The organism is Mycobacterium sp. 852002-51152_SCH6134967 (genome assembly GCF_001667105.1).
Lineage (GTDB): Bacteria > Actinomycetota > Actinomycetes > Mycobacteriales > Mycobacteriaceae > Mycobacterium > Mycobacterium neumannii_A.
The window spans coordinates 124840-137277 of sequence record NZ_LZIK01000063.1; the positions used below are offsets into that span (position 1 = coordinate 124840).

Consider the following 12438-nt stretch of genomic DNA (forward strand, 5'->3'; position numbering starts at 1 on the left):
TAGAGGAAGCCACACATGGATTTCACCTTCACCGAGGAGCAGGAGACCGTCGCCAAGGTCGCCCGACAGCTCTTCGAGCACCGCGCCACACCAGAGCATTTGACCGAGCTCGAAGCGGGCGAGGTGCGGTACGACGCTGCACTGTGGGCCGAGTTGGTGTCGGCCGACCTGCTCGGAATCGCGCTGCCCGAATCCGTCGGCGGTACCGGCGGTGGTTTCCTCGAGTTGGGTGTGCTGCTCAGCGAGGTCGGGTACAGCGTTGCGCCGGTCCCGGTGTACGCGACGCTCGTCCTCGGCGCCGATACCATTGCCCGGCACGGCGATTCGGAGCTTCAACGGCGGTGGCTGTCCAGGGTGGTCGACGGCAGCACCCTGTTGACCGCGGCGCTGGCCGAACCGGGCAGCTCTGATCCGGCCGTACCGCGAACCACCGCACGGGCTGACGGGCAGGGCTGGCGGCTCACCGGCGTCAAAGAGTTGGTGCCCGCGGCGCAGATCGCTTCGGCCATCGTCGTATCGGCCACGACGGACGACGGACCCGGCTTGTTCGTCATCGAAACCGATGGCAGCGGCGTGGATGTGACGCCTGTCTCCACGACCAACGGCGAGCCGTTCGCCGACATCGAGTTGACCGATGCCATCGGGTCGCGGCTGACTGAGAATGCCGATGCCGACATCGTCCGCGCGCTGTACAGCAGAGCCCTGGTGGGTTTGTGCGCGATGCAGGTCGGGGTCACCGAACGAGCACTGAAGCTGGCCGCGTCCTACACCAGTGAGCGTGAGCAGTTCGGCCGCCCGATCGGGTCGTTCCAGGCCGTACAACAACGTCTGGCCGACGCGTTCATCGACACCGAAGCGATCCGCTGGACCGCGTGGCACGCGGCCTGGCTGATCGCCCAAGGCAGGCCCGCCGAGCGCGAAGCGGCCATCGCCAAGTTCTGGGCCGCCGAGGCGGGCGCGCGGGTCGCCGCGTCCGCTCAGCAGGTACACGGCGGCATGGGGATCGACGTCACCTACCCCCTGTCCCGCTATTTCCTGTGGGCCAAGCAGATTGAACTCGCGCTCGGATCGGCGTCACAACAGCTGGCCCGCCTCGGCAATGCATACGCGGAAGGACCAAACCGATGACCTCTACCCTGAATCGCACCACCACGCTCGCGTGGAACGACGTCAACGTCGGCGACCAGGTGACGCCGCTGGACGTTCCCGTCACCACCACGCTGATCGTCGCCGGCGCAATCGCATCGCGTGACTACATGCCGGTGCACCACGACCGTGACTTCGCCAATTCCCAAGGCTCCAAAGACATCTTCCTCAACATCCTGACGACCAACGGGCTGTGCGTGAAGTTCTTGCATGACTGGGCAGGGCCCGAAGCCATGGTCAAGAAGCTGTCCATCCGGCTCGGCGTGCCCGCCTATCCGAACGACCCGCTGCGGTTCGAGGGCAGCGTCACCGACAAGTCGTCGGCGGACGGCGAGGGGCTCATCGAGGTCACCTTCAAGGGCACCAACAGCCTGGGTGATCACGTCAAGGGCACGGCTGTGTTGAGCCTGCTCGAGGGTGTCTCGTGACAGACGGCATCGGCGGCCGGGCTGCGCTCGTCGGCATCGGACAGACCGAGTTCTCCAAGGAGTCCGGCCGGACCGAAATGCAACTGGCCTGCGAAGCGGTCAAGGCGGCCATCGAGGATGCGGGCCTGAGCCCCAAGGACATCGACGGCATGGTGACCTTCACCGTCGACGAGAACGAAGAGATCGAGGTCGCCCGCAACGTCGGCATCGAGAATCTCACCTTCTTCACCCGCGTACCGCACGGAGGGGGCGCCGCGGCGGGCACCGTGATGCAGGCCGCGATGGCGGTCGCGACGGGTGCGGCCGAGGCGGTGGTCTGTTACCGGGCTTTCAACGAGCGCTCCGGGTTTCGGTTCGGCGGCGCCGGACGTCAACCCGGCGTCACCCCGCTGTGGATGGCACCGTATGCCCCGTTCGGATTCATGACGCCGGCGGCCTGGGTGGCCCTACACGCGCAGCGGTACATGACGACGTATGGCGTCACCAACGCCGACTTCGGCAAGATCTCCGTCATCGACCGCAAGCATGCGGCCGAGAACCCCGACGCCTGGTTCTATGAGAAACCGATCACCCTCGAACAGCACCAGGAGTCGCGCTGGATCATCGAGCCGGTGTTGCGTCTGCTCGACTGCTGTCAGGAGAGCGATGGCGGGGTGGCGATGGTCGTGACCAGTGTCGAGCGGGCACGCGATCTCGCCAAGCCGCCAGCCGTGATCACGGCCGCGGCCCAGGGCGCCGCGTACGACGGCGAGGTCATGACAAGTTACTACCGTGACGACATCACCGGCCTCCCTGAGATGGGCGTGGTCGGCGACAAGCTCTGGCGCAACTCCGGATTGAAGCCCGACGACATCTCGACCGCGTTCCTCTACGACCACTTCACCCCGTTCGTGTTCACGCAGCTCGAGGAGCTCGGATTCTGCGGACGCGGTGAGGCCAAGGACTTCGTGTCCGTCGACGAGCTTTCGCTGGGCGGCAGGATGCCCATCAACACCAACGGCGGCCTGCTGGGCGAGGCTTATATCCACGGGATGAACGGCATCACCGAGGGCGTCCGTCAGGTCCGTGGCACCTCCTACAATCAGGTCGACGATGTCGAACATGTGTTGGTGACCTCGGGCACCGGTGTACCGACCAGCGGCCTCATTCTGGCACCGGACCGCTGAGCGGTTAATGTCATGCGGTGGCGTCGGACATGACCCAATCGGTGGAGGTCGACACCCGGGATGTCATCATCTCGGCCGCCTTCTCCTGCTTCCGCACGCGGGGGTTGGCCAAGACGACCATCGTCGACATCGCCCGCACCGCCGACGTGTCGCGCAGCACCTTCTACGAGTACTTCCGGGACAAGGAGACGATCGTCGAAGCGTGCGCCGAAGCGGCGTCGCAACGGTTCTACCGCAACATGGCCAAGGCCATCGACCGGCACGGGGGCAGCACGCTGGAGGGGCGGTTGGTGCGCGCCGCGGTATTCGTCGCCCAGGCGCGTCGGGTGGTCGAACCCGAGGTGTACTTCGACGCAGCGGAAGTCAGCCTCATGATGACCAAGAACGCCGCCACACTCCTGAAGGAATGCGCCGATTTTCTGGCCCCTTACGTGACCGCAGCCAAGCTGACCGGCGAGGTTCGTTCGGACCTTGATGTGGCATCTGCATGTGAGTGGTTCGCCCGAATGTTGTTCTCACTGTTCACGACTCCGTCAGCGGTGATCGACATGCGCAGCGACGATGCCGTGGCCGAATTCGTGCGCGCATACGCCGTGAACGGATTCGTCGACAGCGGTCGACGCCGGCGCTAGCAGGATTCGCTCATGGACAACGGGACAGGTGCGACCTGCTGGAAATCTGTATTCTCAATTCTGAGTATTTCTGCTTCCGCCAGTACGCACCAGGAGGGTCAAGGTGAAACCCACCGTGGCGACCGCAACGCCGATGCCGACCTCGAAACGGACGGGACACCCGCCGGACCGGGACCACGCAGCGCCCTACAGGCTCGTCGTCCTCGCGCCGGATACGGCGGACGCGGTATCGGCGGCAGGCGGACTCATCGTCGACGCCCTACGCGCGGGCTGGCGCGTCGCGATCTACCTCGAGACGCAAACCCATGCACAGGCACTGCAAATCCTCGGTGCCACAGGCCATGCCCTGCCGCCCACCTTCGATATCGAATCGTATCGCCCGGACGCAGTCGTGTTTGCCGCCGCGATGTACCACCAGCATCGCGGAGTGCGCCGCTTCATCGCCGATGCCACGCGGCGGTACGGCGCCGACGTGGCGTCATGGGGCGGAACCTGGCCTGCCGCACCCGCTTCCGCGGCCGACTTCAAACACCGCCTCAGCTCCGCCGCGTACGCCTTCAAGCACCATGCGCTCAAAGCGGTGGGTACAGACGCACCTTCCTCGAACAACGAAGCGTTCAGGGGTCGGCTCAACCGTCTCACCGCAGTCCAACCGGCGCTTCCGGACTGATGGACCGCCTCAGCGCGTCCTGCGCACAGGGACATTCGAATAGCCGCATACGTTTGACATCGCCACCCGCCGGAGACCGTCGCGGTCAACCTCATACTCGGGGAGCAGGTCGAGCAGCGCCTCGAACGCGATCCGGCTTTCCATGCGCGCCAATGCCGCCCCCAGACAGCTGTGTATGCCGTAACCGAAGGCGAGGTTGAAGCCCATCTTGCGTTCGCGGTCGATGTCCACTCGGTCCGGATCGGCGAACATCCGCTCGTCGCGCAGGGCAGACCCCGTCACGAGCAATACGGCTGCATCTCTCGGGATCGTGGTGCCGTAATAGTCGATATCGCGTGTCGCCGTGCGAACCTGGTACTGCGATGGCGCTTCGTAACGCAGTAGTTCCTCGACCGCCGCGGGAATCCTGCTGCGGTCTGTGCGAAGCTTCCACCACTGATCGGGAAAGTCGGCGAATGCGACCATCGCGTTTCCCACCAGCTTGGTGACCGTTTCCGCGCCGGCGCCGCCGAGCATCGTGGCGAATCCCGTGATGTCGACGTCGGTGAGCTTTTCGACCACTCCGTCGCGCTCGATCTCCGTCTCGATGAGACGGCTGATCATGTCGTCCTGTGGCGTTGCCCGACGCTGCTGTACGAGGTCGTAATAGTAGAGCCCGGTGTTCATCGAGGCTTCGTAGCCCTCTCTGGGAACGGCGATCTCACCGGGACGGCGTTCGAGAAGGAGATCCAGCCACCGGCGGATCTGGTCGCGATCTTCCTTCGGCACGCCGAGCATGGTCGTGATGACCTCGTTCGGAAACAGCGCCGAGAAGTCGGCGACGACGTCGAACTGCTCCGGGTCCAGCGCTTCGATGCGTTCGTAAACCTTCTCGCGGACCATGTCTTCCAGCGCGGCGATCGCACGGGGGGTGAAGACGTTGCTGACCAGTCGCCGCATCTTTTGATGCTCCGGTGGATCCATCGAGATGATCACCTTCGGCACCGGGATGGCGTCGTCGTGAGCCTTGACCATGTCGAGAGTGGCGCCCTTGGCCGACGAGAAGGTCTCGTGGTCCTTCGTGGCGGGTGCCACGTCGTCGTAGCGCGTCAGCGCCCAGAAGTCCCACTTCTCGCTGTAGTAGACCGGCGCCTCGTCGCGCAGGCGGCGGTAGGTGCCGTATGCGCCGTCGAAGAAGTCCTGCGAGAACGGGTCGAATTCGACGGGCCGTCCATCGACCTCGCTCGAGGGCGCATTCACAGGATCGCTCCGGATTCCTTGAGTTCTTCGATGGTGTCCCACTCAATTCCGGCGTCCATGAGGATTTCCTCGGTGTGCTGACCGTGCTCGGGCGCGCCACCGGGAGTAACCGAGCGCTCGTTGAACTGAACGGGATTGGTGGGGAGCGCGAACGGCACGCCGTTGACCGTCTGGGTATGGGCCACATATCCGTTGGCTGTGACGGCGGGGTCCTCGCAGAGTTCGCCAGGGGTCTGCACAATGCCCCACGCGCCCGAGAGTGCTGCCAGAGTCTCCCGCCATTGCGCAAGCGTGCGCTCGGCGAACGCCTCGTCGAGCAGGGCGATGAGGCTGACCCGGTTCTCGAACCTTGATGCGGGGTCGGCGAATCGCGGGTCATCGATCAGTTCCGGAAGCCCGATCACGCGCATCGCTTCGGCGTAGAACTTGTCGAGTTGCAGCATCATCAGCTGGACGTAGCGGCCGTCCTTGGTGCGGTACGTCCCCACCAGCGGGTTGGGGGCATCCGCGTGCCCGAACTTGGGAATCGCGCTGCCGCCGTGAATCTGACTCACCGCCACGTCCGGGCTGAGGTTCCAGGCCGCAAGCCCGAGTAGCGATACGTCCACCACCGATCCCTCGCCGGTCGTCACCTTCTTGTACAGCGCAGCGGCGATACCACCGGCTATGGTCATCCCGCCGAGAAGATCGCCGAATGCGGGACGTGAGCGTACGAGCTCATCAGCGTCCTCGGTCAGGACGGTGGCGATGCCACCGCGCGCCCAGTAGGAGACACCGTCGTAACCCGGCTTGTCGGCGTCCGGCCCCTTGGGGCCGTGACCCGATCCCCGCACGTACACGATGCTCGGATTGACGCGCCGGATGTCGTCGACATCGATGCCGAACTTTTGGCGGCGATCCGGCAGATAGCTGGTCAGAAACACATCGCAGGTCTTCGCCAGTGCGTGCACCACATCCCGGCCGCCCGGCGTGCTCAGATCTACAGCGATCGATTTCTTGCCGCGATTCGGGATCTCGATCATGTAGTTGACCGCGCCACCACCTTCGTCGACGATCCCCATGGTGACGAGGCCACGCTGCGGATCACCGCCGTCACGCGGCTCGACCTTGATGACTTCGGCACCCCACTCGGCGAGCACCGCACCTGCCGACGGCACGAATGTCCATGCGGCGACCTCGAGCACCCGAACTCCGCTGAGTACGTTGTCGACGGAAATGTCGTCCTCCTATTAGCGTTAACGGGCATTTTCAGATTTGAGAATCACACTATCGTGGGGCCTCCATGAGCGCTACGGCCGCCGGGACAGGCGCTCGGGAAGCGTCGGGTCACCGCTGTCCCAGAATGCGCGCCAAGTCGGCATCCGGTGTGGCATCTGTGCGCGGAGCAGTACGTCAGCGGGCCACCGGATGAATTCCGGTCCGGGCCGCTCGGTCACGTCGACGGAGTACCAGGGATGTTCGCGCCGCCTGACGAAGTACCAGGCACCGTCGCGACGCTCGTAGACATCGTCGTATCGCATCGTGATCACGTACCAGCCGTCACCGTCCTCGTGCTCGGCCCGACAGTAGGTCGACCCGGTCGCGTGGTCGGCATCAATGAAATCGACCATATGTCCGCAGATCAGGTGGATGCTTCGATAGAACCTGCGCAGCACCTCGTCGTACCACCGTTTCAGGGCCGCCCTGCCGATGCCTTCCGTCCCGGCGGCAACGTCATCGACGAACAACCCCACCAGCGCATCGAGATCTCGCGCATCGAGCGCCATGGCGTAGCGACTGGGCAGTTGGGCGATCTCGATGCTGGACTCGAGCCGATCCACCCGGTCGGACATCGACATGGCTGGAGTCTAATCCCGTGGACTAAACAGCGAGAACCAATATTCTCGTTTTGGGTGAGGATGGCTATCCTGTTGAGGCCAGCCCGTTCGAGCGCAGGATTGCTAAGGACTTCACCTCGTGCCCTTCCCGACACTCACGCCAACGATTCCCGCCCTTGTCAGGTCGTCTGCGGCGCAGTTCGGAGACAAGCCGTTTCTCATCTCGGATGGTCACACGCTGACCTACACCGACCTGGACCAGCAGTCCGCGCGGTTGGCGATGGCGCTGCTCGACGAAGGCTTCGGAAAGGGCGACCACGTAGGCATCCTGATGCCCAACAGCGTCGAGTGGGCGATCGCCTGGTTCGCGACCACCCGTATCGGCGCGGTCGCGGTGCCGCTCAATACGTTCTACAAATCGTCTGAGCTGGCGTGGACCGCCCGTCATGCCGATCTACGCGCGATCCTCGCCCTCTCGAGCTTCCGGCACCACAGTTTCCTCGACCGCCTCGAGGAGGCGCTGCCCGGCCTCGCCGACCAGGGCAGTCCCGGCAGGCTGGCCGTGTCGAACGCGCCGTTTCTACGCACGATCGCGGTGTGGGGACGCTGCGACCGCCCGTGGGCGACGGCGCTACCGGTCAGCACCGCTGGGAGATATGACGACGACTTCCTAGCCGAGGTCGAGTCGTGCGTGACGCCGGCCGACGACGCGATGATCATCTACACCTCGGGCAGCACCGGAGATCCGAAAGGCCCTGTGCACACGCACGGCACGTTGGTGCGCCACACCTACAACCTGACCTTTCACTACGGGGTCACCAACGACACGGTGATGTTCACCGCGATGCCGTTCTTCTGGGTCGGCGGCCTGATCACCGGCATCCACGCGGTGATCCACCACGGCGCGACCCTTGTCACCCAACCGGCGTTCGACGCCGCTGACGCGCTGGAGTTGATCGAGCGTCATCGCGCGACCATCACGCTGGGTTGGCCGCAGCAAGGGAAATCGCTGGCCGAACACCCTGACTTCGTGCGGCGCGACCTCAGCTCGGTGCAGCGGACCAGCATGCCCGCCATGGTGCCCCCCGAACGACGCCCTGAGGGCCCAAATGCGCTGGGGATGACCGAACTGTGCGGTAACCACATCGGCGTCGACCCGTATCCACCGCAGCCAGCCGATCGCTCGGTGACGGGCGGATACTCGATCGAAGGGTTGACGCATGTTCTCGTCGATCCCGCGACGGGAGAGCCCGTGCCCCCGGGTCGTGATGGTGAAATCTGGGTACGCGGTTACTCATTGATGCAGCGGCTGTACAAGCGTGAGCGCGAGGACGTGTTCACTCCGGACGGCTACTACCGCACGGGTGACTGTGGAGTCCAGTACGACGACGGCTGGATCAAGTTCACCGGGCGGTTGGGCGACCTGATCAAAACGAGCGGCGGAACCAACGTCACTCCGGGAGAAGTGGAATCGGCCCTGTCCGATTGTGACGGCGTTCTCGAGGCATACGTCGTCGGCGCCGAGGATGGCCACAACGGAACGATCGTGGCCGCGGCGGTGGTTCCGCGCGGCGACGCGCAGCTGGATGCCGAGGCTTTGCGGGCAGACATCCGCAGTCGCCTTTCGGCATATAAAGTTCCGAAGTTCATTTGGGTGACAGACAAAGAGTCGCTGCCGTTCACTGCCACGGGAAAGGTCAAGAAGTCGGACCTCGCAAAGCGGCTCAGTGATCGCTTGTCAGGAAGGTGAGCGCGGCAGGCGTCAGCGGTCAAGCAGCTAAGCGCTGGACTGCCGGGTGACGACCGACGGCCCAGACAGGGGGCTGGTGATCACGCCAGGTGGCGCTTTGACCACGCTCGGGATGGCGTTCACCGCCGCGAACGCCGTGGCCGCGACGCCGGGATTCACCCGGTCGTCGTGCGACTGCTCCAGGTGCAGTTCGAGGTTCATGTTGGGATTGCCGTTGACGCGGAAGACCATTCCACCTTGGCCTTCACGCGCCGGTTTGGGCCAACGATCGGGCCACGGCGTGCTACTGACCGTCGCGAAATACTGAACCGCGACGGCGGGGCGACCGCCCACGATGCCGGCGAGCTGCCACCGATGCGCACAGATCGTCCCCTCGGGGATGGCACCGAGTGCGGTCGGGAGGTCGGCCGGCGCGAGCAGCGTCTCCCAATCCAGTTCTATTCCATCGAGTTCGAATCCGAGGATGTCGGCGATGTAGGTCACCACCGTGCCCCAGTCCTTGTTGACCTTCCCCGACGCGATCCTCACCGGCACATGGCCGTCGGGCTTACCGAATCCCATCGACTCATGCAGGACGTCCCATATCGGGTATGACTTGTCGAGGTCGACCGCGTACTCGTCCATCCGGTACGAGTCGACCCGACCCGCTCCGGCCAGCAGCGCTGTGGGGATGTTCAGGCTGATGAACCCCGGCTCGCTGCCGGTGGCATAGAACGTTGAATTACCCTGAGCGGCCGCCTTTTCCAGGGCTTCCCGCCATGGCGCGGGAGCGGCTCGGGGATAGATCATCGGGATCAGCGAGAACGTGACCACATTGACCCCGGCGTTGAGGTACGTGGCGATGTCGGAAATCGCCTCTTCTTCGCGTCGAACGGCGGTCGCGCAATAGGTCACGCAGTCGGGTTGCAGCGCGAGAACGGCCGAGAGGTCATCGGTCGCACGTACTCCGACCGACGGCGCCCCGCACAGTTCGCCTGCGTCCATCCCGGCCTTTTCCGGTGTCGACACCTTCACCCCGACGAGATCGAGCGAGGGGTCCCCGATGACGGCGCGCAACGCCTCCCTACCGGTCAACCCGGTGCCGACGTGGACAACTCGATAGCGACGGCCGGAGAAGTCGGTCATGGTTGTCTCCCTCCTCACCCCTGCGGGGCAACAGTTCTCGTTATCGTGGGACTGACCTGGGATGGACCATGTCAGCGGTAGAACGGTCCCGGCTTGCCGGCTTCCTCGAGATGACCGTATGGGTCGTACAGGTTCACATCCGGATACGGGTTCTGATCGAAGGAGGGTCGCGACAGACCTGCCTCCCTCAGCCCGGACAACACGGCCAGCGGCACAGCGAACGACACCAGGCCCACAGTCACAGATATCAACAACTGCCGAGTCAGCGTCACCTTTGGGCGTCCCCGCCTCGCGGGCAACCAGCGCGCGAGTCGATTGATCAACACCAGTTCGCCACTCTCGTCCCGCACGCACATCACGGCGACCATGGCGAAGATCGGGGCGTCGTACACCGCCATGATCACGGGAAAGTGGATATGTCCGATGTGCAGCACCGGCCCGACGGCCTCTGTGTAGTAGAAGATTCCGGCTCTCATCCAGGTGAACTGGATGAGCCCATTGATCGGGACGGCGATGATCGTCGCACCGATGAACACCCGAAGCAGCCTGCGGGGCGCCAACCAGCCGGCGCGACGCATCAGCGGATCCAAGAGGCTGTCGTGCAGCTTCAAGAAGCCCAAACCGTTCAGCAGGTAGTAAGCGGCGTAGCCCCCCAGGAACGCCAGCGCCGGTTCAAGGTTCGGTGAGATGTTCACGTACGGCCAGGACAGCGGGAAGTGCAACATGCGCGGATCGAATATCGCGAACGTCGCCCAGTTCGCCAATGGATCCAACGCCCCGGTGATCAGGCCGGCGAACGCAATGATCACCGCCCAGTGCACCTTCCGTTGCCGCCACGACAACCACGTCAGGACGGCGATCAGGCCGATCGCCAACGGGATCGAGCTGATGGATACGGCCAGCGGCCAGTTGTCGAAGCCGAGAAACGGCGGATACGGATCGGGGCCGGGATTCGGGTTCGCTCTCTTCGGGTCCCCCTGCAGACCTGTCTGAATGTTCGCGACCGTCACGATGGCGAAGGTGAGGTAGGTGATGAAGAACAGCGACCACCCGATCCTGGCAGGCCACGGCGAGATATGGGCCTCGGCCGGTTCTCCGTGAGCGGAGTTCGGCGTGCGGTCAACGGTATTGGTCACCTCAGACCACCACCGGAAGCGTGGCCCACCCTCTGACGCTGGTGGTGTGAGCGCGTTTGGCCGCCGCGTAGTCGACTTCCCAGTCCGGCCATCGGTTCAGAACCTCCTCGAGCGCGACGCGCGCTTGCATCCGCGCGAGCGCGGCGCCAAGGCAGAAGTGGATTCCGCGGCCGAATGACAAATGAGTGGCCCGCCGGTGGATGTCGAAACCGTCTGCGTCCGGGTACTGCCGCTCGTCCCGATTCGCCGATCCGTTGATCAGCAGCATCACCGAGCCCTCGGCGACCGTCTGGCCATAGAATTCAACATCATGAGCTACGTGTCGCGCCTGTACAGGCGACGGTGCCTCGTAGCGCAGCACCTCCTCGATCGCCGCGGGGATGAGACTGAAATCCGCCGCCAGTTCGCGGCGTTGGTCCGGATGATCCGAGAGCAGTTGTCCGGCAAAGCCGATCAGCCGCGTTGTCGTTTCGTTTCCCGCGCCGACGAGGGTGCCGGTATAGGTCAACACCTCTCCGCGGGTCAATCGCCTGCGGCTACCGTCGCGTTCCTCGATCTCGGCGTTGACCAGTTCGGTCATCAGATCATCTGATGGGTGGTCGTAACGCCAATCGATGAACTCCTCGAGCATCGAACCTTGTCGCGTCAGCATGTCGTCGGCCACATCGACCAGTTCGCCGTCTTTGAGTTCGAGAAGCCGGTCGGTGTTCTGGCGGATGGCGATCTGCCTGTCCTCCGGTATGCCCAACAGGTATCCGATGGTTCGCATCGGCATCCATGCTCCGAGGTCGGCGATGAAGTCGAAGGTCTCGGCGTTCTCCAGTGGTTCCAATGCGTGCCGGCAGAACTCTCGCGCCAGCGGTTCGATGGCAGCCATGCGCCGTGGCGTGAACACACCCGACAACAGACGACGGTGGAAGTCGTGGATCGGGGGGTCCTCGAACAGAATGATGCCCGGCGGTACCTCGACGCCGTTGAGAATGATGTCGATGGTGGTGCCCTTACCCGAGCGGTAAACCTCCCAGTTGGCCAGCTCGCGGGCGACGTCGGTGTGCCTGCTCAGCGCGTAGAAACCGTACTTGTCGTTGCGGTAGAGCGGCGCTTCGTTGCGCAGCCTCCTCCACACGGGGTAAGGATCGTCGTCGATGTCGAAGTCGAACGGGTCGTAGTACGGCTCAACCTTCACCCTGTAGGTCACACCGCGAGAATAGGCGTTATCGAAGGCCGCCACGGCGGATTTCTCACCGGCCGCCCTCCAGATACGTGCCCAGGTTCACCAGTGTCACCGCCGTCTACCGCGACCAACTCACGTATGAGAATATGAATTCT

General features: G+C 64.1%; 12 protein-coding genes. 6 read left to right on the forward strand and 6 right to left on the reverse strand.

Annotation, left to right across the window (positions count from 1 at the left end; translation table 11 throughout):
• The first annotated feature begins 15 nt into the window (after positions 1-15).
• The 5 genes from A5790_RS19550 to A5790_RS19570 all read left to right on the forward strand — a co-directional run bounded on the left by A5790_RS19550 (position 16) and on the right by A5790_RS19570 (position 4042).
• Complete coding sequence (locus tag A5790_RS19550; RefSeq protein WP_066847924.1) at positions 16-1128, forward strand: acyl-CoA dehydrogenase family protein; 1113 nt, start codon at positions 16-18, stop codon at positions 1126-1128.
• Positions 1125-1574: a MaoC family dehydratase gene (locus A5790_RS19555; RefSeq protein ID WP_064349368.1), complete on the forward strand. Its 450-nt coding sequence runs from the start codon at positions 1125-1127 to the stop codon at positions 1572-1574. The genes A5790_RS19550 and A5790_RS19555 overlap by 4 nt, the downstream gene beginning before the upstream one ends.
• Complete coding sequence (locus tag A5790_RS19560; protein WP_066847926.1) at positions 1571-2740, forward strand: lipid-transfer protein; 1170 nt, start codon at positions 1571-1573, stop codon at positions 2738-2740. The genes A5790_RS19555 and A5790_RS19560 overlap by 4 nt, the downstream gene beginning before the upstream one ends.
• 29 nt (positions 2741-2769) lie before the next feature.
• Complete coding sequence (locus A5790_RS19565) at positions 2770-3372, forward strand: TetR/AcrR family transcriptional regulator (protein ID WP_066848347.1); 603 nt, start codon at positions 2770-2772, stop codon at positions 3370-3372.
• Positions 3373-3487: 115 nt separating this feature from the next.
• On the forward strand, positions 3488-4042 hold the full coding sequence (locus A5790_RS19570; RefSeq protein ID WP_126315909.1) for a hypothetical protein: 555 nt from the start codon (positions 3488-3490) through the stop codon (positions 4040-4042).
• 9 nt (positions 4043-4051) lie between these two features.
• On the opposite strand, the gene A5790_RS19575 is transcribed toward A5790_RS19570, so the two are convergent.
• From A5790_RS19575 to A5790_RS19585, 3 genes are all read right to left on the reverse strand, one after another.
• Entirely contained in the window at positions 4052-5281 is a 1230-nt protein-coding gene (locus A5790_RS19575) for a cytochrome P450 (protein WP_066847931.1), read from the reverse strand.
• Positions 5278-6498: a CaiB/BaiF CoA-transferase family protein gene (locus A5790_RS19580; protein ID WP_066847934.1), complete on the reverse strand. Its 1221-nt coding sequence runs from the start codon at positions 6496-6498 to the stop codon at positions 5278-5280. Before A5790_RS19580 ends, A5790_RS19575 begins: the two co-directional genes overlap by 4 nt.
• A gap of 72 nt (positions 6499-6570) precedes the next feature.
• Positions 6571-7101: a nuclear transport factor 2 family protein gene (locus tag A5790_RS19585; protein WP_082961811.1), complete on the reverse strand. Its 531-nt coding sequence runs from the start codon at positions 7099-7101 to the stop codon at positions 6571-6573.
• A gap of 136 nt (positions 7102-7237) precedes the next feature.
• On the opposite strand from A5790_RS19585, the gene A5790_RS19590 reads away from it, so the two are divergent.
• The gene (locus A5790_RS19590) at positions 7238-8848 is read left to right on the forward strand and encodes a class I adenylate-forming enzyme family protein (RefSeq protein ID WP_066847940.1); all 1611 of its coding nucleotides are present in this window, start codon (positions 7238-7240) and stop codon (positions 8846-8848) included.
• Between the two features lie 27 nt (positions 8849-8875).
• Here A5790_RS19590 and A5790_RS19595 read toward each other — a convergent pair whose 3' ends face one another.
• The 3 genes from A5790_RS19595 to A5790_RS19605 all read right to left on the reverse strand — a co-directional run bounded on the left by A5790_RS19595 (position 8876) and on the right by A5790_RS19605 (position 12307).
• Positions 8876-9973 (reverse strand): dihydrodipicolinate reductase, encoded by a 1098-nt coding sequence (locus tag A5790_RS19595; protein ID WP_197696839.1) that lies wholly within the window; start codon positions 9971-9973, stop codon positions 8876-8878.
• Positions 9974-10044: 71 nt separating this feature from the next.
• The gene (locus A5790_RS19600) at positions 10045-11109 is read right to left on the reverse strand and encodes a spirocyclase AveC family protein (protein ID WP_066847944.1); all 1065 of its coding nucleotides are present in this window, start codon (positions 11107-11109) and stop codon (positions 10045-10047) included.
• A 1-nt stretch (position 11110) separates the two neighbouring features.
• Entirely contained in the window at positions 11111-12307 is a 1197-nt protein-coding gene (locus A5790_RS19605) for a cytochrome P450 (protein WP_066847947.1), read from the reverse strand.
• Between the last annotated feature and the right edge of the window lie 131 nt (positions 12308-12438).

What these genes read in the sequence shown, in the direction of transcription:
- A5790_RS19550 (WP_066847924.1), top strand. Translation starts at nt 16, where the DNA reads ATGGATTTCACCTTCACCGAGGAGCAGGAGACCGTCGCCAAGGTCGCC.
- A5790_RS19555 (WP_064349368.1), top strand. Translation starts at nt 1,125, where the DNA reads ATGACCTCTACCCTGAATCGCACCACCACGCTCGCGTGGAACGACGTC.
- A5790_RS19565 (WP_066848347.1), top strand. Translation starts at nt 2,770, where the DNA reads ATGACCCAATCGGTGGAGGTCGACACCCGGGATGTCATCATCTCGGCC.
- A5790_RS19595 (WP_197696839.1), bottom strand. Translation starts at nt 9,973, where the DNA reads ATGACCGACTTCTCCGGCCGTCGCTATCGAGTTGTCCACGTCGGCACC.